The organism is Bradyrhizobium sp. NBAIM08 (genome assembly GCF_020193935.1).
GTDB classification, from domain to species: Bacteria; Pseudomonadota; Alphaproteobacteria; order Rhizobiales; family Xanthobacteraceae; genus Bradyrhizobium; species Bradyrhizobium yuanmingense.
Window position 1 is genome coordinate 1 of the sequence record NZ_JADYVR010000015.1, and the last position, 23,827, is coordinate 23,827.

At 57.9% G+C, this 23,827-nt stretch carries 14 protein-coding genes; 6 read left to right on the plus strand and 8 right to left on the minus strand.

The genetic code is table 11. The annotated features are described in order from the left end of the window. Nucleotides 1-939: 939 nt before the first annotated feature. Nucleotides 940-1,617, minus strand: a complete 678-nt coding sequence (locus I6F37_RS33380; protein WP_225129466.1) for a hypothetical protein — start codon at nt 1,615-1,617, stop codon at nt 940-942. Nucleotides 1,618-3,257: 1,640 nt separating this feature from the next. Here I6F37_RS33380 and I6F37_RS33385 point away from each other — a divergent pair. Continuing rightward, nucleotides 3,258-4,604 (plus strand): MFS transporter, encoded by a 1,347-nt coding sequence (locus tag I6F37_RS33385; RefSeq protein WP_225129468.1) that lies wholly within the window; start codon nt 3,258-3,260, stop codon nt 4,602-4,604. A gap of 646 nt (nt 4,605-5,250) precedes the next feature. Continuing rightward, nucleotides 5,251-5,460: a hypothetical protein gene (locus I6F37_RS33390; RefSeq protein WP_225129470.1), complete on the plus strand. Its 210-nt coding sequence runs from the start codon at nt 5,251-5,253 to the stop codon at nt 5,458-5,460. A gap of 826 nt (nt 5,461-6,286) precedes the next feature. Here I6F37_RS33390 and I6F37_RS33395 read toward each other — a convergent pair. From I6F37_RS33395 to I6F37_RS46015, 6 genes are all read right to left on the minus strand, one after another. Then, complete coding sequence (locus I6F37_RS33395; protein ID WP_225148665.1) at nt 6,287-8,500, minus strand: hypothetical protein; 2,214 nt, start codon at nt 8,498-8,500, stop codon at nt 6,287-6,289. Nucleotides 8,501-9,043: 543 nt separating this feature from the next. Beyond that, nucleotides 9,044-9,397 carry a hypothetical protein gene (locus I6F37_RS33400; RefSeq protein ID WP_225129472.1) on the minus strand — a complete coding sequence of 118 codons (354 nt, stop codon included), beginning with the start codon at nt 9,395-9,397 and terminating at the stop codon, nt 9,044-9,046. Nucleotides 9,398-9,675: 278 nt separating this feature from the next. Next, on the minus strand, nt 9,676-10,917 hold the full coding sequence (locus tag I6F37_RS33405; RefSeq protein WP_306469169.1) for a cytochrome P450: 1,242 nt from the start codon (nt 10,915-10,917) through the stop codon (nt 9,676-9,678). 332 nt (nt 10,918-11,249) lie between these two features. Beyond that, nucleotides 11,250-12,131 (minus strand): pantoate--beta-alanine ligase, encoded by an 882-nt coding sequence (locus I6F37_RS33410; protein ID WP_225129476.1) that lies wholly within the window; start codon nt 12,129-12,131, stop codon nt 11,250-11,252. Nucleotides 12,132-12,333: 202 nt separating this feature from the next. After that, nucleotides 12,334-13,815, minus strand: coding sequence for a pentapeptide repeat-containing protein (locus I6F37_RS33415; RefSeq protein ID WP_225129478.1), 1,482 nt, complete (start codon nt 13,813-13,815; stop codon nt 12,334-12,336). An 870-nt stretch (nt 13,816-14,685) separates the two neighbouring features. Further along, nucleotides 14,686-15,054, minus strand: coding sequence for a hypothetical protein (locus I6F37_RS46015; protein WP_225148666.1), 369 nt, complete (start codon nt 15,052-15,054; stop codon nt 14,686-14,688). A gap of 1,365 nt (nt 15,055-16,419) precedes the next feature. Between I6F37_RS46015 and I6F37_RS33425 the strand changes: the two genes are divergently transcribed. After that, nucleotides 16,420-17,217 carry a hypothetical protein gene (locus I6F37_RS33425; protein WP_225129480.1) on the plus strand — a complete coding sequence of 266 codons (798 nt, stop codon included), beginning with the start codon at nt 16,420-16,422 and terminating at the stop codon, nt 17,215-17,217. A gap of 1,085 nt (nt 17,218-18,302) precedes the next feature. On the opposite strand, the gene I6F37_RS33430 is transcribed toward I6F37_RS33425, so the two are convergent. After that, nucleotides 18,303-18,743 (minus strand): VirK family protein, encoded by a 441-nt coding sequence (locus I6F37_RS33430; protein ID WP_225129481.1) that lies wholly within the window; start codon nt 18,741-18,743, stop codon nt 18,303-18,305. A gap of 2,073 nt (nt 18,744-20,816) precedes the next feature. Here I6F37_RS33430 and I6F37_RS33435 point away from each other — a divergent pair. From I6F37_RS33435 to I6F37_RS33445, 3 genes are read left to right on the plus strand one after another with little or no spacing between them, the layout of a single operon-like run. Next, a complete protein-coding gene (locus I6F37_RS33435) occupies nt 20,817-21,506 on the plus strand; it encodes a response regulator transcription factor (protein ID WP_225129483.1) in 690 nt (229 codons plus the stop codon). Between the two features lie 28 nt (nt 21,507-21,534). After that, nucleotides 21,535-22,989, plus strand: a complete 1,455-nt coding sequence (locus I6F37_RS33440; RefSeq protein WP_225129485.1) for a type II and III secretion system protein family protein — start codon at nt 21,535-21,537, stop codon at nt 22,987-22,989. A 10-nt stretch (nt 22,990-22,999) separates the two neighbouring features. Continuing rightward, the gene (locus I6F37_RS33445; protein WP_225129487.1) at nt 23,000-23,632 is read left to right on the plus strand and encodes a CpaD family pilus assembly lipoprotein; all 633 of its coding nucleotides are present in this window, start codon (nt 23,000-23,002) and stop codon (nt 23,630-23,632) included. Nucleotides 23,633-23,827 lie beyond the last annotated feature (195 nt).

Consider the following 23,827-nt stretch of genomic DNA (forward strand, 5'->3'; position numbering starts at 1 on the left):
CACATGCCCACAACCTCAACAACAGACGCAGACAGAGGCCCTCGCGGCCTCATATCAGAAAATCGGAGCGGCGAGAGTTCCAACTAAGAAGGCGGCGTCAGTGGTCCTGCTCCCGGGGTCCACTTCACTGTGTCGTAATCCTACGGTTCAGGTGCTGCTTGCAAAACGCCCAGATCTGGTAGTGCCAACTGATAGGATTTCCATCCGATAAATACGCTCACGCGATTGCACTGCCACGCAAAGCCACTTGCGACCGTCGTTCTCGGTTACGCGACCTTTGCTGCCAGCTCCTTGAGAATACCTCCGCGTCCGCAAGTTATTGACGCTCGCACAGGCAGGGCCTACGCCGTTTCCGAGTAAGCCCTCCACGGTCACCGGTTTCGCTGCCCAATTTGCGCGAATCCAGCCGACGTCGAGCGCTGGTTGGCGGCCGAGCCCCGTCTGAGGGCGCTGGCAATTCTCGGTCGCCTCGCTGAGCAACGCCCCAAACAGTTCGGCCCGCAGCACACCATCGTGCAGCGCTTGTTGGGATGGCTCCGACGCAAATCAGCCGAAACGATCATCCCGCACGGCGCAAAGCTGCGACGCTGGCCGCGTGTAATGGGCATTCCGCGACGTCTCCAGTCCCTCCGATTCTGCGCGCCATCGTGGAATCTCGGACTGGCCCACAGCGGGAGCTACATCGTTTAAGCGAAAGTCACACCGGCAGGGGAGGCAATACGGGCGCAATATGGCAGGCCGGATGACGGGCCGGCACCACGCAGATGAAATGGCAAGGATGACCGTGCATCTCGTGGGCTGCCAGGGGGTCCAATGATGCGTACCCACTGGCGGCGCGAACAGTCCACTGTTAAGCGGCGAATGTCTCTCCAGGTAAGGACAACCGAAGTGATCGCAGGCCTCCAGTCCGGCGCGATCGCTTCACCGTCGGGTTGCGTCTCATACCCTTGTAAGCCTAACGAACCCTCCTTCCACTAATTCGGCTTTGTAGGCCCGATTGTTAAGTAGGATTGTGGCGGGGTTATCTGCGGTCGGCATGAAACCTTCTTCGCGCAGCTTGTCCATTAGGGCAGGTGTGGCCCATTGCTGTCCTAGCGGCATTCCGTAGCGCCATTTCTCCGCAAAGAAGGCTCCGAAGTCCGGTACTCCCGCCCGGCCGGCCCCAACCACTTGGTCCTCCGCGGGGTTATGAACAAGACGAACGCGATTGGACTCATCCAAACCGGCCGTGTAGCGGTGACCTTGGATTTCATAGGTCATCGTCGGCTGGTCCGAGTCCGGCAAGAGACCGTGGTGGAATAGCCTCTCAACCATGGCGTCAGGGGCGATTTGCGAACCGTGTGAAAATCTCTGTGGAGCGGCGAATGAGACATCTACCGCTTCCTCAGGTGCGGCAGGTGATGATGGTCCAGCTTCATTCATGATCTGACTGAACAAATCATGATCTTCCTGTGTCCAGATGTGCGCCGTTGGCGATTCCGGTGAACGGGCATTATCGATCGGGTTCGGATCCAGAAAGCTCTCCTTTCTGTTATAAGAACAAAGGCCTCTTGAAGATCTGCCCCCAGGGAATGAGCTGAAGTTCGTCACGAATTCAGAGATGGGTGGCTTCGTCATCGAGAGGCCAAGTTCGAATGTTAAAGAGGCTGGCTTTCGAGAAGCTGACAAAGGTCGAAAAAGGAGACAAACCCGCGGCCGCAGCTGCCCCCTCTGATGCGATCATCTCCGGGCCAAGTCTCATTCCGCCTGGCCTCGCAGTCGGCGCGCGGGTCTGCGTCGTGCATTGCGTTCACCTGAGCGTAAAGCTGGTTAGGAGGTCCAGGTGATGCGGACCGCGACCAGACTCAGTCTTGCACCGAACATGTGCATTTCGACCTCTGCCCTCGACCCGTCGTTCTGGCTGACGCTTCGAGCCTATGCTCGGGGCCGCTAACCAGAATGGCCACGATAGTCGCGCGAGCGCGAGAACAGACGAGAGCGAGACCTACGTGAGAGTCCGGCAAGCGCGGAGCGAAGTGTTCACCTGAGATAACGAAATCGCTGAGACGCAAACCAGCCGAGACGATCATCCCGAGCACGGCTAAAGGTGCGGCGGTGCCGGTGATCCGGGGACTGCGGCCGCCGCTGCGTGTAGTGGGTAGTCCGCGAAGTCCCCAGTGCCTCGAACCCTGCGCGCCATGATACAACATCCGAGTGACAGCCGGAGCTACATCGGTCAAGCGGAACGCTACGTCCTCAGGTGAGGCAATACGAACCGCCAACTTTGTCCCGGCTGCTATCGACGCTCTGCGTCATGCAGATGGCACTCGTGTCAGGGCGTTGGAAAGAGAATTCACTGGTGTCCTGAATAAGGAAAATCGTCGTAATTCGTGCGCGCGGTGGCGAGGTCGCCGCTGAAATGTCCGCTTCCTCCAAGCGTCCGTTGGCGAAGAACCGTAGGCCACATTCGTGCTCGCCCGTTGCGGGCGCACGAACAGTAGCTCCTGGGGATGCGTCACTGGTTTGCCTTAACAGCTCTCTAAGTGGTTGACCAAGATGTACGCCCCCTGAACCTTTGGCAGCGCTCCCCGAACGACTTGAGATCGGCCTCGTCGGCGTCGGGGCCGAATAGCCGGGCCTTCTCCCCGTCCCGGCTGATGCCCTCGCGCAGGAGATAGCCAAGATGCGGGCGAGCGGCGCCGAACGCACGTTATGACTGGACGACCTAGGTCTTGATGGTCGCCAGACGCGAGCGTCCCGCGAGCAGGCGTTCGCCCACTCGCCGGCGACCCGGCCGGGACGCAAAGGTGGAGCACTGATGATTGGTGGATCTTGTCCGCCGCGCGAGAGAGAGCGGCAGGAGCGCTGAGCGGCGGCAAGCGCCTTGGCGACGAAGGGCGTGGCACGCTGACTCCTTAAGGAGCGGACGCAACCTGGCCGAGGCTGAAAGGGCGCGAGACATCGCCAATCGTGTTCGGCGCCCGCCAATTTGTCCCAAACTCGCCAAAGCAGCGCGATGTCTGGGTGCCCGACAACTATAGCAGGTCTCATATTTGTCTTGCCGGGAAGGCCAGCGATCAGATCAAGGGTAAAATGGGCCACGAAAGGCGGGCATTTTTATTGCAGAGCTTACCGTGAGGTTCGTCGTGACACGCTTCAGCCTACATGTGAACAGGCGATGGCCGTGAGGACGAGCTCGGGCAAGTGGAATGCAACTTTGCGCGACCTGTCTGGTCGAAATGTTCGGGCCATGGATCGCGCTCCAGATCAGGTCGAGGATGGCGAGGCAATTTACTCCAGAGGGGCTGGAGCCGGTCCTCGGTCCGGCAGACGAACGCTTGACACGCCGCGCGGTGTTGGGCGCAACCATCGGCAACATTATCGAATTCTACGACTTCGGGACCTATAGCTTTTTCGCAATACAGATCGGTCAGGCGTTCTTCCCGGCAACTGACCAGTTCGTCAGCCTCATGCTGTCACTCGGAACCTTCGGCGCAGGTTTTGTGACCAGGCCGATCGGAGCCATCGTGCTCGGCTCGTATTCGGATCGGGCCGGCCGCCGACCCGCGATGACCGCCAGCTTTGCCATGATGAGCGCCGCGGTCCTGTTATTGGCTATCACGCCATCGTACGAGACAATAGGACTTGCCGCTCCGTTGCTAGCCATTTTCGCACGCTTGCTGCAGGGCTTTGCTCTCGGAGGTGAAGTCGGTCCAACGACAGCCTACTTGATGGAGGCGGCCCCCACCAAAGCCCGCGGTCTTGCGGTCTCCTTTCAGCCCGCGAGCCAACAGGTAGCTGCGACGGCCGGAGCGTTGGTTGGAGAAATACTCTCGCTCACCATGACAAGCGAAGCGCTCAATGCGTACGGATGGCGGGTCGCGCTGTTGCTCGGCGCGGCTACGTTGCCGTTTGGACTTTGGTTGCGGAGCGTCCTGCCCGAAACGCTGCACCGCCCCGAGGCGCCGGTTCTTGTCACCCAGCCCGAGGGGCGACCACCTACCGATCGCCGCATCATGAGCTTGGGATTTGTCATCTTGGCCAGCTGCACGATCACGACTTATGTTACGGGATACATGACGACCTACGCGTTGAACACCCTCCGCGTTTCCACGCCTCTCGCCTTTGCTACTACGCTCATCAGCAACACGGTCGGAATTTCTGCAGCACTGCTGGGCGGCCTGCTCGCCGACCGCGTAGGCCGTCGGCGTATCATGATATGGCCGCAGGTCACTGCATTACTGATGACCTATCCGGTATTCTTGTGGATTGCAGAAAGCCGCAGTGCCTTGGCACTTCTAGGAGGTCTCGGCGTCCTCACCCTGATCGGAACGATTCCGTATAGCGCCTTCTACGTGAGCATGGCCGAAGGTTTGCCCAAGTACATTCGTGGTCGCGCGTTCGCGACGATCTACGCTTTTGCGATAGCGATTTTTGGAGGCACAGCTCAACCGATCGTCACCTGGCTCATCCACCTTACCGGGAGTGCACTCGTGCCCGCCTGGTACATGCTCTTCGCGGGCGCGGCCGCGCTTTGTGCCATGCTTATGATGCCGGAGACGGCGCCACTCAATTATGTGCCCGACCATAGACGAATGGCCGTACCGGCACGACCGCTGCCCTAGTCATGCCCGAACAGGTAAGGATGACATCTATGATGTCCGAAATGCGAAACATCGAGCCGGAGGACGGGTATGGAGCCAGCACGTAAAAGAGAATCTATCCTGAAAATTCGAGCAGCTTTACATCGAGCAGCAGCTCCTGTCGGAGCGCAGCGTCTCCGTCTGAAATGACTTTTCCCCATTTACCCGATCTTGGCCGATGCGGCAGTTGCACGATCGGCGGATGTCACCGAAAGGCTGTAAGTGAGCCGTCACTCTGATCGTCGTTTAGAGAACAAGAAGGCGCGGCTTGTACTATCTACTAGCGCAAGTACGGCATGAGGATGCGGCCGCTGTCGGAGCAGCGGCCGCACGAGGGTCAATCCTCATCTCTGCTTGATATGTTTCCCGCTGTCAGTGCTGGACGCACGAGGGATCCGTCAAGCAAAAAAACAGATCGCAGATACCATTCAACGGGTCATCCACGCACTCAGGATATGATGTATCGGCTACCGGCGCACTCGCCGCAACCGGCTGCGCGGCAACGTTTGCAGCAAAAGGAGGCATTACCGCCGTTGCAAGCGCGAGGGCGCTCGCGGTCACTAACACAGACTTTTTCATTCGAGATATCGCTTCCCTAGGTTAGCCCCAGCCGCCCTCGAGGGTCTATATGACCACGTTGCAAGCGGTAAAATTGATTTTCTTGATCAGATCTATTGACCGAATGGATAAGTATGCAGCAATCGACGATCGGCTCATCGATGCGATGGGCGACGAGTTTCAAATTTGGCTGAAGCAACGGCTGGCCGAAGCGGGTCTGACGGACGATGCCGAGGTTAAATCGTCAACGAGATCGCCTGCGAGATCAAAAGCGAGGTGATGCACCGGGTGCTTAGGGAGCACGGCATCCAGCTGTAAAAGCTCGGCCAGGCCCGTCTTACGGATTGCTGTCGCGAGCTCGCGCCATGACACAATGAACAGTCCCACCAAGCTGATCGTGCGGCGCAGCCTGCTCTTCCGACGGTGCCACCGTTGCTCACTCGTGGCGGCGAGTGAAAAAAGCAGGGAAATGACTGACCATACGCCGGTGTACTGAAATTGTCTCCGCGGCGCCCGGCGCCATTGCAGTTGAAACGAAGAAGCTCCGACTTACTCGGATTGAGACGCTCAACGAAGAACGACAAGCCCAGCATCTTTTGGGGGGCCAAGGAGGCGTGATGCTGGGGCCGTCGTAGGCTGATGCTAGAGTAGCAAACAGGCGGCGTTGTTGTGCACCGCCCGGTTTGATTCGTCAAAGCGGCCGGGACGCTCAGCTCCCGTACATCCGGACCATCCGCGATCCGTTGAAGCTCGCCCGAAGAGTTTGCGCGCCAGTTCGCCGCGGGCAGGCTGGTGAAAGCACTGTGACACCGGGCGTATCGCCGCCAGCATCTGGTATATCTCCCGCCTGCAATAGTCAGCGGCCCAGCTTCTCGTCCGAGCGCCGATGTTCGCCACAGCAGAGAATGGCAGCTTGCTTGTACGACGACCCACCATCCTCCGGATCGCCAGCCGATACCCCTCCCGTAAGCAGTGTTCTCTCCCAGGCTCCAGCCTTCTGTGAGCTGGAGCCCGACGACGCTCAGCGCAGCTCAGGCAATCCGCCGAGCCGGTCCGAAAGGCATGAACTCACGCCGACGGCTCACCGCCGCAAGACAACCAGCTCACTAGATCCCCAGTCGAGCCATCTGAGCTGAAGCGTGCTCCGGGTCGGGAAGGGGCTGCCACGGCTGGCCAGCGGCGGTGCTCAACAAGGACCTACAGAACGCAGGAGTAAGCTTGCCGCGGTGGACCACGACGTTCTCGTGCCCCTCGGCGGCTCGAGCGTTCTGCCAGTGCTGATTGTAGCCGCGCTGTTCGTCAGACTTCACGTGGCTAGCGGCGAATTCGCGATCGCCCAGCGTTGCCAATTGCCAGGCATGTACCGGCCGCTTGGTATGGATGTGTACCCACATCGGCCTTGGCGTCCCGCCATTGCTCAGCGCCATGGGCTGTAGCTTGATTTCGAACAGCGTCCCTGGCTCTCCCTTCAAGGCGCGAGGTGGATCCACTGACGCCAGTTCCCCCGCTGCCCGCAACTGTGCAAGGTATTTCTGCGATGGAAACGCATAGCTCTTCATGCAATCGCTCGTGATTGCTGCCTTTCGCGCGCTCAATGACTTTGCCTGCCCCTGAACCTCGGACCCCATCCTTTGAAGCCGGACTATCTTTTCGTGCACTTCGGGCACCTGCGCAGCCGTGAGCATGCCCCGTCGGCGAGGCTCCTCCAGCGCGACTACACAGGCCTCAATCTCGGAGGACTGCGTCTGCAAGCGCTTGATCACGCGATTCAGGACATGTTCGGCGTCCTCGGGCTTCATCTGGCGCGCTTGCGAGACGGCGCTTTGCTGAGCCCGCAGATCGAACTGCAGCAGCTCGTCCAATCGCTCAAGTAATCCCGGCAGTGCCTTCCTGGAGGGCGGAGCCTGCCACATCTGGAGGTGATCGGTCGCAGAGGATGACGCAGCTGCCTCCTCCGGCGTGGCGAGTTTCTTTGTACCGAGATCCGAGAGCACGATGACCTTGCCCGTGGGGGCCGTCGTGACATCGGGCCTGGCGAGTTGCGCCGCAGGCGGGCTGGCCGTCGAACTCCCCTCGCCTGCGGCTGCTCCGCGCCTTGCTTTGCCCTTTCTGCGCACTGGAGTGCCTTCACCCACCAGGGCAGTGTTTTCTGGCAGCGCAGCCCAAGCCGGCGGTTCAATCGTCACTTCCGTCTTTGGCTGCAATGCCAGCAGCCGCATGACGTCGTTCGCCGTCACCCACGCACCGTCCACGATCTCGCCAAGCAACTGCAAAGGAAGGTCAGCTTGCGTTCCAGCCTCCCTCAGGGGGGCAAGCATGCCCCTCAGTTGGGATGCAAATTCCGAAAGCCGTTCCATCACTCCTTCCAGAACGGCGCGGTGCTCGGCGTCGAGCACCGCTCCTCCGCGAACGGCGTCGCCCGTCGAAACAAATGCCGGAAAAACATCTCCAACAAAAGTCCCGAGCAGACGCACCCTCCCGCTCTCGTCCATGAGGGCGGCTCGCGCCTCTGGTGCTAACGTGCTCGCTTGCGACTCAATCAAGAGCTGCGCGAGAGCGATCCGCGATTGCAGATACATACACTTGGTAGTGAGCGCCCAGCCTGTATTGAGCCTGAGTTCCGCCTCTTCGGCCTTGCGCATCTCGGGCGTGCTGCTTGGCAAGTGGGCAGTAGCCGCACAGACTGACTGCATCCGCTCGAAGCGCAGCGCCTTCTTTCCCCACCACTCCATGCAGGCAGCATATTGGTTGGCGACGCCCGCAACGACGCGGCTCAGCTGCTCGGGCGGAGCGGTGTCTTTGACATGGTCGAGCAGGGCTGCTGCTTGCTCTCTCCTGTTCTCAAGTTGGTAAATGATATGGGTGGCCGCTTTGTTACATTGGTTCCCCGCATCCAGCGTGTCGTCGCGGAGCCGGCGAGCCTGATCGTCAGGCAGGATACGACGCGCCAAATTGGCAGGCAGATTCGCGTAATGCTCCAGAACTGCTGAGCCTGCTTCGACCACTCGATCGATCAGCTCTTGCGCCTTTTCCAAGTTGCAGCGTTGCGTGGCCGCTCGACGGCAAGCTTCAAACTTCTCAAGCAGGCTGTCCAAGTTTCGCTTTGCCGCCTTGATCTCGTTGCGCGTTGGCGCCGCCATATCTGAAGCCGCAGTTCTGTCTTGAGGCCCGGAGCGCATCCGCTCCAGGACGGCATCGAAGGATTGACCGCGTTCCCCAGGGAAGAGACCAGGCTCCAGGCTCGAACGGCTCAATTCCCCGGCGCTGTCGGCTCCCGCCGCCTCACCCTGTGATGAATCAGCTCGGCCAATACCTTTCATACTTCATCTCCGAATAGTCGAGAGTGCGCAGCCTGTCTGGATAGGCCCCCCAGCTGACGACTAGCTGACCAAGAGCATTCATCTGGATGCACAAGAAAGAAGATCTCGCCTTGTGTTCGACTTCCATCGCAGCTCCTCGTGTTGCTGAACGAGCCGCATCAGTGCCGGCGTGATCAGCTAGGACGTGACCGGGGCCCGACCTGCCCTGCCCGCGAGATAGTCCCGCCCCAATGCGGTGCCTCGGTGCACGCGAACTGGGCCAAGTCATCCCCAACCGCCTCCTGGACGGCAATTTTGGCCAAGCAGGAATGGCTAGCGTATGTCTATCGGCAGACCTGCGCTCGCAACACGCGTCCCGCTATCCAGCAAACAGACTTCGACCGAAGAGCTTACCAAGTCACCAGCCATACACGGGCGTGGCGAGACGCCGGAGGCCATCAGCAACAACATTCTCCAGGTCCGAACTGAGCAGAATCGACGTTGCGCAGCCTTCAAACTACATCTCGCCAAAGCCGGGCCGCGCCCAGGCCGGTTAAATCACACTCATAGAAATATGGCAGCGAGGGTACCAATCGCACCGAACATCAAGCCTATCAACGAACCGGCTGTCGGCACGTCTCTAAAGAGCAGGAGGGTGAGCATCGGTTCCACTACCAGAATCGCTCCCATCGATATCGCGACAATGATCCAGATATTCTTCAGATGCATGTAGCCCAGCGCGTATCCGAACACGAGGAGGATGCCGCCGAACGATATCAGGAGAAACATCGGCAACAGCATTGCCAGATCACCGCCGGCCTTTCCAAATTGCCGTGAGGCAATCAGCTCGGCGAATATCGAAAGCGCTTCTCCAAGGAAAATCGCTGCCACCGCTACAATCTTCAACATCAAATTCATCAGCCTCTGCGGTCCCGGCTACCCAAGGCAGCCCGGAGACGCGGCATCGGAGTTACCGTGGCGGTTGGCTTTTCGGCGTCAGGCGCTTTGCAAGTCGTCCGCGCGCTACACTATCGCTCCTCACGTGTACTTCGAACATCTGCCCGGCTGATATAGATTCCTACATGCAGCCATTGTTTCGCGCCGACCAAACCATCTTCGCTGCTTGCAGAAGCGAAGATGGTTCAGGACGGCCCACCCCACCGCGTGCCGGCTGCCAGACCGGGAGCGACCAGGGCCTAGGCTGCAATCCGCACGGGGAGAGCGGAATAGCCGTGCACGAAGTTGGACGCAATTCGCTCGGGTTCGCCGACAACCTTGACCTCCAGTCCCGCACCCAAAATCTCTTCCCAGAGGACTCTCAACTGCAGTTCCGCAAGATGTCGACCAAGACAGCGATGGATACCAAATCCGAACGAGAGATGCTGCCGTACATTCTTGCGGTCGATGACGAAACTGTTGGCGTTCTCAATGATCTCTTGGTCTCGGTTGCCGGAGATGTACCACATGACGACCTTGTCGCCCTTCCTGATCTGCTTCCCGCCTACGATGCTATCGGTCGCGGCGGTGCGGCGCATATGTGCGATCGGCGTCTGGTATCGAATAATCTCGGACACGGCACTCCAGACCAGCTTGGGATTGTCGGTTAGTTTTCTCAGTTCGGAGGGGTGCTGACTCATGAACAGGAGGCCGCCGGTAATCGAGTTGCGCGTGGTGTCATTCCCCCCAACGATCAGCAGAATCAGATTCCCGAGAAACTCATTCGGCTCCATATGGCGTGTGGCGGGCGAATGCGCCATCAAGGAAATCAGATCGAGGCGCGGCTCGGCATTGATGCGCTCGTTCCAAAGCCGTGTGAAATAATCCAGGCACTCGGATAAGATTGTGCTTCGCTTATCCCAGCTGTCGATCGCATGCCCTGCTTTCGGAGTTCCAACAGCTACGTCTGACCAATAGGTCAGGAGTCGCCGATCCTCAAATGGAAAGTCGAACAACGTGGCGAGCATCTGCGTCGTCAACTCGATGGAGACCATCTCCACCCAATTGAAGGCATCATTGCGCGGCAAGCCGTCTAGAATCGCCCTGACCCGAGAGCGGATCAAGATTTCGAGTTTCGCCAAGCTTTCCGGTCCGACTATTGGACCCACGGTATTACGCTGCTCGGCGTGCTGAGGAGGTCCCATCTTGATGAAACTCTGGGTCCAGTGCTCGGCAGGCACGTCAACAATAGTGACACCTTGCTCTGACGAGAATGCTTTGTGGTTTGTGTCTACCGCTACGATATCCCGGTATTTCGTCAGGGACCAATATGGGCCATGAGGGCTGTCTTGACAGTAGTGAACGGGATCTTCCCTTCGCAACCGCTCGAAGCACCCCCATATGCTGTCGTCTTGGAAGCGCTTGGCCTCGCTTACATCCAGATTTCTTAGCGGGACAACACACGCGTCGTCAGCTCTATAATCTTCCAATCGCCTTTCCATATCATCTCCGCAGATTCTGCTCTCGAGAGCTTACGGATCCAAAGGTCGCGATTCACCGTTTTCGAGCTGCCGTGACGTTTGGCTGCGACGCGCCGCTCGAGCAGACTATCTCAACGTGCGGCTAGCCGACCCTACCATATTGGGCAGTTCGGTATGGATTGACTTTTCAAGTTGATCTACTCAGTGGATCGTGAGAGCTTCACCGCTGGTGGGACGATGGCTGTGCGCTTGGGCAGCGCAAAGCGGAATGCACAGTCATAACGTAGGCGCTGCGTTCAGGCGCGGCCGGAGTGACTACTTTTGTCAAAATCACGACATTCATAATCGTCTGGCTAGGACTTTTCAGGTAGATCGATCCAGATATCCGGAGCACCATTCAGGAGTGTATCCTGATCCGGAACGTAGATATTATCGAAGACCCTGAGGCCATGAGCCGTTGCCGCTGCAACAATTATGAAGGGGAGCTTGACCTGCTCCAGGTCTGCGAAGCTATCAGCGCCAACAATGCGAACAAAATCGAGTTTAAACTGTCGGAACGCTATTTGAGTTGTAGCCGACGCGACAAGATCCTTGACGCTCGACGCCCCTTGGGCGATCTCTTTTCTCGAATGGTTGAGGGCCGTGAAGAGACACGAAAGCTCATCAAGCTCGGATCGGCTAAATCTTCGCAAGCGCGACGAAATGGGAACTCCGTTCCTGTATCTCACGGTCGGCACAAATCGTATCTCACAATCAAGAAGCAAGTCTGCGACAGCGCGCTTCACCAGGATCGCCTGACCGATATCCTTGAGACCGAAGTAGCTGCGAGTTGGTCGCGCATAACAAATCCAGCGGATTGCCCCCGTAACGGCTTCCTTCAAGTACGCCTCAGGCCCATCTAAACGCAAATGATAGTCGCCTTGCGATACGAACGTTCGATAGCCAGGCGGGAACATTTCGGTGTCGTTCGAGGAAATCACGGCAGTTGCTCCCGCACGTAGGGCAAGTCCAATATCAGCGTCCAAATCGAAATCGTAGCTCCCACCTGGTCTAAGCTGAGTCTTGTTCGGGTAGACTGTGACAATCGCGACGTCATTCTCCGATGCCGCTCTTCTGATCAGTTCTGCATGCCCATGATGCAGGGCGCCTAGGGTGTGTACCGTCCCAATACTCTGACCTGTTCTCGCCACCTCCCGGATGAACGCTTTGCCTGCGGAAAGACATCCCAGATGCATTTTCTTACTCCAGTTCTTTTGGACCCCGAAAGAGTGGTCTGATCGGTCGGATCGCAGAAGGTAGGCCCTGGTGTCGTATTGGCCGCGCACGCCTCCGAGCCCCAAAGAGCTTTAACGCCCGCTCACAGCTCGGACCACCGCACCAAGCTGCTCTAAGCTCACCGACATTGTACGCCCTTCTATTTTGCGATTTCCAAAGCCGTCAGGTCGAGCCTTCTCGACCACGTCTGATCAACGATGAGAATTCAGCCAGATAGCTTGATGACTCGCGCGGCTGATCAGCCTTCAAAGCGGTCTGCAGTCCCGGACATCGGTCGGCAAAAAACGGTGGCTCGAATGTGGTTATCTTAGCGCCCGAAAAGTCGACCTTTACGAAGCTGGCCTGGAACGGCGATATCCCACTCAGATTCGCGTCGCGCAAGGACGATTGGTTCATGCGAACGTATGCGACGCGCGTTGCCTCCAGGTTGGTGTCGGTCATTCCCGCGGCGAGATATGCCTGAACGAGATTGGATCCTTCGAGATTTGCGTGATCCAATGCCATTGATTGCGGGGGATCACCGGTCATCATCGACCTGTAGAGGTAAGCCTGGGATAAGTCGGCATATTCAAGATCGCAGTCGCGCACAAAGGCACAGCGGCCACGAAAGCCCGTCAATTTGGAGGCTCGCATTGTGCTCTCTGTAATCGAAATGCTTTCGCCTGATGCCCGAGACAGGTCCGCTCCATCGAGCTGACAGGAATGAATAGAGGCACCGTCCAACACAGCACCGATTAGGTTCGCGTTGGACAAGCTTACGGACAGAAGCCGCGCCTTGGTCAAGTCTGCCTGCTCAAGCTCCGCACTTGAAAGATTTGACAGGTGAACATCAGCGAAGGGAGCGCTCAGAGCCCTCGCCGCAATGCGGCCGCTCACCTTTGAGAGTCTCAGATACGGAAGATGAGCGCCTTCTAGGGTGAGACCGTCGACCGAGGTGGGACGCAAGATCGATAAACAGTCCCCCTTTGACTGGAAGAACGAGCAAGCCGCCAGGTGCGCTTTCGTGATCGTGACTTGGCTCAGCTTGGCAAAGCGGAAGGAAGCGGAAGGAAGGAAGCATTCATTGATGGTCGAACCCTGTAATTCCGCGCCATCAAATACAGCATCACTCGCGTCGCACTGGTAAATGAGAAGTCCGCTTAGCATCGCGTTGTCAAAGCGTGTCCTTTTCATGCTGCAACCGTGAAACAGACTTCCGGTTGCATCAATTACACTGCGCAGACTGGCATCATCGAAATTGCAGACCTGCGCTGCAATCGCGTGCATATACGCAAAATCGAGCTTGGCCCCGCGGAAACTTGCCCTCTCTAGCCCTGGGCAGATAAGGTTTGCCCCAGAAAGGTCTGCCCGATCCAACTTTGCTCCGTAGAGCTGCGCACGATTGAGGGTACAGCGTCGCAACGGGAAATCTGACAGGTCGTGACCGTTAAAGTTCTCGGAGGATAGCTGCAAACCAATTCCAGTCATTCTGATCGCCTCCTCGGTTCGCCTCCCGACAGCGGCCACTGCGCGCAGCCGATCGGCAGCTCGGCTCCAGTACCGAACAAACTCGCCATCTGATGAAAGTTTGTTTTTCGACTCTGACCAGTGCTCTGCCCCTTCATTCGCGGTGCACTCGCTATCAGCGCCGATTGTTTGCGACATGTCGACGATTCCGTATTGCCCGGATTAGGGGGGGCCTGTTATTGACCTCTTTTTTGGTAGTCCTTGGAGTTACGCTATGCGATTTGTGGCGAACTCGTCGGCGAAATGGCGACAAGATGCGTCGGTGAGACACCTATTGTGTCGGTGGCCTCCGCAGCCGGCACGCTTGAGCACGTCAGCCGAATTCTCGTCTTGCGTCCCCACTGCCGCTCGCTGCCATTGTTTACCGAGACCGGCTAACGCTGGCAGCGCAACGGTCGTTTGACAGTGCCGATATGTCCAGAAGTTGCGATTTGGCTCGTCAGCTCTTATAGGCAAATCCACATCGCTCTCCATCAAACCGAATGCGAAGAATTCAAGGTCTTGCTTCTTTTTCAGAAATGGACCCACGGCTTGCCGGCTGAAACGTGACCATTCACAGCGCTGCTCTCAGCCTTTCCTCGGCATTACATCAATTTGATAGCAATGACCGTGCCAGCCGCATCAGTCGTATTAATGGCTGAGTAGGCGTCATGAAATCGATATTGACGCCGAATGTTTTGAACCTGACAAACACGGTCTCATTGTCAGAGACCGCACCATCATCGCAAGGCTATCGTGAAAGCGACAATTCCGAGCTCGTTTGCCGGAGAGCAAGAGCCGCGAATCCTTGCGGGCACCCATCGATGACTTGCAATGCAACACTTGCGGATCGCCGACCTCACGGTTAGCGAGTGTTCGAACTCGGCTAGTCCTGCTCCGCGCGCCCGCCGGTCCATCTAAATGGGAGCCCGGGCCACAGCTGTCCTCGTCGAGCGATGATCGAGCGCGCAATCGTCACCAAATCGGCGCGCAAGGCGAATGCCCGTAGAGGATCGAATTCGAAGGCATTCACGCGATGCCTTCTTCGAGGATCGTAGATAACTGACCTATCTCTTGCTCGCGCACAAGACGCGGCATGGCGGCGATAAGGCTCTTGGTATATTCAGACAGTGGATTACGAAATATCTCTTCAGTGGGGCCACTATCGACGATTCTCCCCCGGCGCATAACTATGACGCGATCGCTGATATGACGAACAACACTAAGATCATGCGAGATAAAGAGATAACTTATGCCGAGGTGGTCGGCGCTCCAGAATTCATCAACAAGCCAGCTGCTTCTCAGGAAGGAGTTCTGATGCCCATTCGCGATCGGAACGTTTGGACTCGCGAGCGAGCGAGCAAGGATCGATAGAGGATCTTTACAGGTCGAAACCACGCAAACGCAATAGTTGAGTATTTCAATCTACTATCGTCTGTTGGCATCCCTTCTATTGCGACGTCTATCTGTCCATCGCTTAGCCCAAATGGTCTCTGATCAGGCTCGGCGCCGGCTCAAAGCGAGGAACATGAATTGATGCGCTCGAGAACACACGACAGATTTGGCCGACCGCACCCCCGGCGTTCTGACCTAAGCCATCACCGTCCTGCCATTAGCAACAGGAGTGCAACCCGCGAGCGCCAAGAGCCGCTTCCTTCGGCCATCCCGGCTTTGGATCAACCCAGGAAGACTGATGCTTGTCAAATTTTCATGCGTCGGTGCCTGGTATCTATCGCTACTTTGACCGGAAACGCGCCGGGCTCGGAGGAAGGAGGGGCCGATACGACCGACCGCGAGATTGCCCTAGGTCTTTTTGTTCAGCTGCGCCTGCAGGTCACACCAACGGCTTGCGCGGCGAGATGTTTATAAGGCGCGACTAACGTTGTGGTGCATTGTGTGGCGCATCGGCTGCAAGCGTCAACGCCCCATTTTTCTTTTCCGAACTGAGGCGCCCGAGCGCCAGTCCTTGCCGCCACGTTCTTTATACACCCGAATCGTTTGTGGCCCCAGCCACGTCTGGTTGGCAGTTCAACGTCTCGCGGCCGCACAGCCTGTTAACGTTGCGAGTTAAGCCACTAACCGTGTGTTGCGGATGCCTGGATCGGAGCCGCACGCCCGGCTCTTGTTTTACGGCCAGCGCCCCGCGTACCGACGCAAGGCCCCGCATCAGCGGTCCCGACAGAGGACAATGAGCTTCAGCCATCCCAGCCCGGACACGAGCCCGACGGCTGCGGCCAGACTAAGCTGTTCGGACCACAGCTAGCATCTTGACGAGCATTTAAAGGAGCTCCACTGGGAGCCGATGCAAGCTGGCCCAGGCATACTTCTCCACGCCGCTCAAGCCCACCGATAGCCGCGCTTCCGCCGCGCTGCTTCTGCCGGACCTTCACACGGCGCTGCCGTGGAGCGGATACCGACGATGGCCCCATCTCCAAACTCCGCTCTGCAATGAACAACAGGCTCGCTGGCATAGTCGGAAGGGCCCCGAATTTTCTTCAATGAGGCTGGTCAGGTGTTCGACAGCTAACCCTTCTAGCATGGCAAGACTTTGTCCGGACAGGAGGCCGACTTGATGGCCCAAACTCTGGAACAGAAGAATGACTTGGATCCCCGGTCAGTCCGGCCCGCACGCCCTCAACACACCGATCCGCTCGAGAACAGCCTCGGTGTGTTTTATCGACATTGCGCGGGTCGCGGTTTCTGATCCTTATCGGATCAACTTCGTACGAATGATATTGACAAGGCTACCAAAGGGAGAAGGGCATGGACCCATTTGAGGACGTCAACCGATCCGAGGCTCGGATGCATCACCTCGAGCCGCGACAGGAAGAGACAGCGCAAGCAGACTTTGAGCAGCGGCTTAAAGAGTCTCAGCCAATCCTCGCAGCATCGGCTTCACCCGTGGCTGGATCGAACCGGACGGTAACGGATGGTAACAAGAGAGCGCAAGCTATACTGGAGAATGAACGGTGCACGGCTCCATCCTTTGTCAGAACGCGCGCTCAACTTGCCGCAACGCTGACGTGCGCGAACATTGCGGAACTCAGAAGAGAAATCGAACTCGCTGCGCAAAGATCAGCAAAATGGTCACGAGTGAGTGGATCGTCAGTCGACCGCGTCGATATTGGCCGCGTTTACGACGACGTGATGGTATCATCATACCTGGAGCTGCAGCGCTTTCAAAACCACGCCAGTCATTGCAAACCACATGCGTTGGACCGTCTAAGCGCGATGGCCCATTTGCGTTCCATGGCGGCTTTGCGTTACGACGCCGCCCCTTGGAATATCTGGGGAGGCCAACGACTTGATCTGGGTCGCGCAGCGGCAGAGCACGTGAGGGGCGATACCAGTTGTTCGCCTTTTGTGTCGCTGTCAGAGGAGGCCTCACAACTGCTCCTTTCGCCGGACGATGACAACGAGTATGGCGCCAAAGTCATCGCGGAAAACGCGAATGAGTTGCACACCTACACGGTGCCGAGGGTCACAACTTGGACGGCGGAAGAGATCGTCAGTATTCTCGAGGACGGACTGAGAATGATGAACCCGCTCTGGCATGGATGAGTGATACCCCGACTGAGGAGCGTGAGGTACTATTTCTGGGCGGAAACTTGGACGACTATCGGACCGCTAGCGCATCTAATCCATATAGAAAGTCAGGAACAAAAGGCTGAGGTACGGGCTACGGAAAGGGTGATTTGCCTTTTCCGGCGCTCGGAAACATCGAACGCAGCGTTTCGCGCTACCAATAATACTCCGGTCCAACTGGCCAGCGCGGGCGACCGGCCGCGTTCCGCGCTTGGAATGAGAGTTTCAGCCCAAACCTGTATGGTCTCTAAAGTTCGCCCACTTATCCTCGGGTTGGAAGGGCCCGTGCCGATCATTATTCACTTTAGCTTTCCGTCTGGCCAGGTCAGGTTTTGCGAAGCTAACATGAGTAGCGATAGAACGAGGTAGTCATGCCCGCCGACCGCAGCATGGATCGATACAACGAAATCAGCCCAACCGACGGCCGCGCTCTTCTCTTCCGTTGGCCGCAATTTGGCTGAACGAGGTGCTCGTCGGCACCTCGGGCGGATGCTCAAGCTTTCGAAACCACGGATCGTTTGCTCAGAGAGCTTAGATCTGCGCCCGAACGCAGTTTACGAGCGGTGAGCAAACCCATAGCAGCCAGCCCAGATGATCTTAAGCGGGATCGTTCATTCACCTTGTGGCTGCATTCGGCAGTACTGAGATTTCAGGTGAAAGGATCCCAAAAAGAGGCGGATGAAAGATAAGAGCGCACCCGGGCCTAAGGTCGTCATCATTGCGGGCCCGCGGCTGGAGCGACTTGGGAATAATGTTCTTACGATAACCGCAGCCGTGAGGACGTCCTTCGAACTCATCTGAAGCGTTCAACTGAGAGCCTTGGGTCCGCCCATAAGACGACTACCTGAACCGCCGACCTTCCAATCCCTGAGATGGAATGGAGATCGGCGGCCCTCATGAGTTACCTGAGCAGCAAGTTCGTACAACTTGATCCTCGTCCGACGAAACGACCGTCAGAAACACTCTGATCTTTCCTGACGATCGAAAGGATTGGTATCCGTGCGAAGGTGTCCGCACGAAAGGATTAAGTCTTCGAAGCGCCCCCTGCTCTGTGCTCTTCGTTACCAGATGAACTTTGCGCCATCCGGCAGTTCGCAGATGAATTCTCCCTGGTTCACGAGTTCGGTGGTCCCGACGACAAGTTTCGAGGCTCGCACCGTCAGCTTGCCTTCGCGGCTAAGGCTATGGCGGATGTACTCGGTCACGGCATGCCCGGAGCTGTCGACCGTTTGATGAGCATTGGCGAAGCTGATGCCGTTATGGACGGTCACCCTGAAGGCAGTGATGACCAGACCGGCTTGCGTCGCGGACGCAGGCTTGACACCCTCCGCTGTGGTACAGCGGCTCATGTCCAGTATGAGCTTTACATTCTTCCCCGCCTGGAGGGCACTGAGCACCTCAGTGTATTTCGGCGAGGGCTCATCGGCTCTCGCCGGCGCGCTCACGCTCGCGGCCGAAAGCAAGGACAATAGGATCGGTAGTGCTCGGCCAGTAAACTTCATATGCTCTTCTCCCTCGATAAGTACCGCAGATTGCGCTTTTAAGGACGTCGTGCTCGCAAGCCGTTTGTCTGCTTCCAGACACACGCGCGCTCGCGCCGGTACAAAAGCAGCCTGTCGCAACGAGGCGCAAGTCGCCGTGATGGCTATTCCGACATCACAACCTCGTAGGTCAGGTTTGCTGGAGTGACTTAGCTTCGCGCGCCGACTTGAACGATTTGATGCAGCGTCTCCTCCGCTTGGAAACCACAAAACGGCAGCCGGTTGCGCTTGTCCGTCGCAGTCCTAACGGGCGAGAGAATGCTGTTCTCACATCTGCATAAGGAGACGATCCAGGAAAGAAATTCGACCAGCCGCAAGCGCCAGTTCGTCCGCCTTGCTGTGCACCGTCTCCCTAGATGACGCGTCCGCAATGAGGTGGTGGAGCGAACCTGACGCGGCGGTCCGAAAAAGCTCAATCAGGGGACCCGATCTCGGCCTGATCGAACACCAATGTCGGAAGGCACAAGGTAGCACCCTATTATGATCCGTCGCTTCGCGCGGCTTCCGTCCAGCTGACCGTTCGCGTCGTTGACGGAATCTATTCGACTCATTCCAAAGCTATTCGCTACCTGGATGCGTTCCATCAAAACAATCGATTTTGTCGATCGCGCCTAAAGCCCCATAATCTCTCGTGATGTATGGAGGCAGCATTCAAGAATGTCCCTTGGCAATCGATTCCTTCTTCAGTCCCTTTCCGGTCAAATCGGCTTGCGCGCTCCGGCGTCTGCATCCCAGAAGTTAGCTGTCCCTGTGCGTCACATAGAGGCATCTCGCCACCGTCTCCTTGCTAGATTGACACGCATGAGATCTCTGACGACCGTGAGGTCACGCCTTAAGGCCTAGCAAAGACGACTGCCTTCACACACTGTCATCGGCTTTGGCTCAAGCTACGCCTTATTGGACCGACGAAACGCTCATGACCCTGGCGAGAGGGCCGAGCGTTCCGCAGGTCGATAGTCTGGCTTCAGAGGTCGCCATCGTTTCAGAATGCTTGCGAGGTCGAGAGCACTGCTACGACCAGCGGTCAAAGCACTTGAATCTCACCTAGCGTCAGATTGTAGGATTTCCGACAGCCCCGCGACACAGAACCAGCTCGCGTGTACCCTTCCTGACAGGTAGCAAGAATTGCGAACGTCTCAAAAGCACAATGCTAAGCCGCTCCGTCCCTCACGCTGCTGGACTGCTCCTCTCCGGAACGCTGGCGGTCGCCATCTGGCCCTTACTGGGCGAGACCCGAACATTCTGGCGCCGTGCACCCCGAAAGACGAAATGGTGCTGGTGTAGTCACCTGGATCTATGCGCGATGACAACCACGAGGAGCTCGATTGGATCGTTCGCAGCTTCCGCTGGGCTGCGGCGGACGAGGGGACCTCGGGCGCGACGGAACTTCAGGGCGGTCGACGTCTTGCGTGCAAAGAGTCGGCTGCGAGAGGGTGTTCTTCAAACCGGGAGGGGCATTGATCGTTTCGTCGAGCATCTCAGCCTGTGAAGCCATTGGCCAGGTGCGTCGCGTGATGTGTCTTCGAATGCGGAAAGACTTGCATTGTCGTGACTTCACGACACGACAGGCTCAACAGCCCAGCAAGACTGACCGCAGACCAAGACGAATTGGGGAAGTTTCCAAATGTCGGTTTCGCTCATCTGTTCAGTCACAAATCCGATCGTCTCCCGCGCTTTGGTTAAGATTGCGCGGCCTGGCGCTATTCGCACTGCAGGCGTTGGCTCAGTGCACGCAAGAACGGCTGTGATCGGCCTGCGAACGCGTCAGCGAGCTGCCGCGGTTCAAACAGAATCAGCTCTCTTGCTCGCATGAGCGGCATGTTGAGCGGCGCCGAGGTCGTAAGCAGCCCCGAGGGGTCCGTGGTCCATCTGACGACAATGGACCGGCAGAGACGGATCGACTGTCAACATGTTCCGCCCTCTCGTTTCGGGCTGTTCAAATTCACACCAATCCAGCCGCCTCTCAGTTCCATCGAGCCCATGGTCAATCGTGACGCGCTCAGGTCTTGACGTGGATGGACGAGAGGCGATGAAATGCGAATTCTCCTGGTTGATCATCATGCGGACTTTGCCCGCGCCGTGAAGGAAGCGCTCTTAAATTGCGGCTTCGCCGTCGACGTGACACGCACGCTGGATGAGGCGGCGGCCGCGCTCGATTGCGCGAACTACCACATGGTCCTGGTCGAAACGGATTTGCCCGATGGAGACGGATTGGACTGGCTGAAGCAGCTGCGGCGCGAGGGACGGTCAATGCCGGCGGTGATGATGAGCAGTCTCAATGATCTCGGACGGCGGATTGCAATTTTCAATGCGGGCGCGGATGATTTTCTGCCCAAGCCCGTGTCTATCGACGAACTCATTGCTCGCATGCGGGCCATTTTGCGACGGTCAACGCAGATGATGGCGCCGGTAGTGACATTCGGGAATCTGCATTTCGATCCGATCGCGCGACAGGTCTCGGTCGGTGGTCGAATACTGAGAATTGCGCGCCGCGAAGTGTGCATTCTTGAACATCTGCTCAACCGCGCCGGCCGTACCGTGCCGCGCGCATCGCTCGAAGATAGCTTGTATGCATTTGACGACGAGGTCTCGACCAATGCGCTGGAAGTCGGGATTTATCGCTTACGCACGCATTTGAGCCAGGCCGGTGCAACGCTAAGGATCAAGACCGCGCGCGGTGTCGGTTACACTCTTGAACTCATTGGCGCAGCATCGGCTGCCTAAGCCGATCCAACTTGAAAGCTACACTCCCTTGAACGTCATTAACAATGCCGCCGGCGCTGATGAGCCGTCGATGGTCGCCAGCGGGTTGCAGTGTGCCGCTTTTCCCCGCCTCTGCTACGTGCTGTGCGCAGTCGCTCTGCTATTTCCGCTTGCAGTCACAGCTCAGACAAAGCGGGATGGCAAGGGAGAACCGCCACGCGCGGCGCCAGGCAGCACCACCGGCACGCTCAACCTAACCTCCTCACAGGGTAAAACAGTTCATCTGACCGGACCGGCTGCGAGCATTTTTATAGCCGACCCGGCGATTGCGGATTATCAGGCGCCATCGAACACCACGATTTTCGTGTTTGGCAAAAAGGCCGGACGGACGAGCCTGTTTGCCCTGAACGACAACGGAGAGGCTCTCGCCGAGCTGCGTGTTGTCGTTACCCAACCGATCGAGGATCTGCGGGCCGCGCTTAAGGCCGAGGTCGGCGACTATCCAATTCAGGTCAGCTATACCCCGCGCGGCGCGATCCTTAGCGGTACGGCGCCTAGTGCCGATGTCGTCGAGACCGCCAGGAAGGTCACCGAGCAGTTTCTTGGTGCGGGCGCGCTGGTTGTCAACAAGATCCAGGTCGCCGGCTCATTGCAAGTGAATCTCAGCGTACGGGTGGCAGAAGTCTCCCGCAGCGCCGTCAAGGATCTCAACATCAACTTCACGGCCTCGAGCCCAAACGGCGCTTTCCTTGTGACCGGCAAAGGGGGCGGGTCCGGCGCGGCCGGCGGCGGCGGCACGATCGGGATTGGGTTTAGCGCCGGCAATACCAACCTGAGCGCTGTTCTCGACGCTCTCGCGAGCGAGCACCTCGCCTCAATCCTGGCTGAGCCGAATCTAACGGCCATGTCCGGCGAAGCCGCAAGCTTCCTCGCCGGCGGCGAATTCCCCATTCCGGTGATGCAGGACAACCGGCAGGTGTCCGTCCAATTTCGCCAGTTCGGCGTGAGCCTCGAGTTCGTTCCGACGGTTCTCAACAATAATCAGATCATTGTCCGTGTGAAGCCCGAAGTCAGCGAATTGTCGAGCGAAGGCGAGGTCAAAATCAATGGCATGGCGGTCCCTGCCCTCTCGACTCGGCGGGCCAGCACCGTGGTCGAGCTCGCCAGCGGTCAGAGCTTTGCAATCGGCGGCCTCATCAGGCGCAACTTCAACACTGATATCGGCGAGTTTCCCTGGCTCGGCGATGTGCCGATCCTGGGCGCGCTTTTTCGCTCCTCATCGTTTCAAAAACGTGAAACCGAGCTGGTCATTATTGTCACGCCCTACATCGTACGGCCCGCATCGAACCCGAACAAGATGAGTGCGCCAAGCGACCGCATCGCACCGCCCTCAGATGCGGGGCGGATTTTGACAAACACGGTGGCCCGGCCGCCGCGAGATCGCGATGCGCCTCGCGCCAGCACACCAGGATTGACCGGCAGCGCCGGCTTTATTATCGAATGAGGATCGCCAAATGACTTTGCGACATCTGTGCTACCCGATCGTTATTGGAGCAACATTGGGGGGCTGCGCAAATACTGCCTCGATCCAGCCCGCGCCGGCTGACCAAGAGATCCGGGTCGAGCAGAAGAGTAGCGTGCTGTTCCTGCAGAGCCTTCGTGGCCCCGAACGGCATCGGCTGCGAAGCTTTATTGCAGCGACCAGTCGCGGCCGGCGAGATGCCCTCCATGTGCGTGTCATCGGCCCACCCAGACTCATTGCACAGGTGGCCCACGAGGCTCGCGCCATGGGCGTTGCCACCTACAACATCCACCTGTCCGCTTCTCGTGTGGATTTGCCGGCTCGTTCCGGGGGGAGGATTGAAGCGATCACTTTCGAAGCCCATCCTCCGGTCTGCCCCTCGCTCTCCATCGTCGCTCCTACAGTGAACGACAATTCGTTCAATCCAACCCTTGGCTGCTCAGTCCGGAATAACCTTGCGGTTATGGTCAATGAACCTGGCGACTTGTTAGGCAATGGCGCTGTCATGCCGACCAGTGGTGATCGTGCAGTGCTTCCCTTCACCGCACTTGGGGCCACGTCGGCGGGCAACAGGAGCAATTTGGAGAATGAAACGCATAGCAGGGTTGCGCCAGAAATCCAATAAGCGGCTCGTAAGACCCGAGCAGCATGAACATCGGTTGGCCATTCTTGTCCATATCAGTCTTGGAATCGGCCGACGAGCCTCCTGGAATCCAATCTTTGCCCGGTCCTTTTCTTGGGATCGTGCAGCTTGCCGATCAGGTTCTGGGACAGTTGGGTCGTTGACCAGAGATTTGAGCGCATCGCTGTTTTGCGCGAC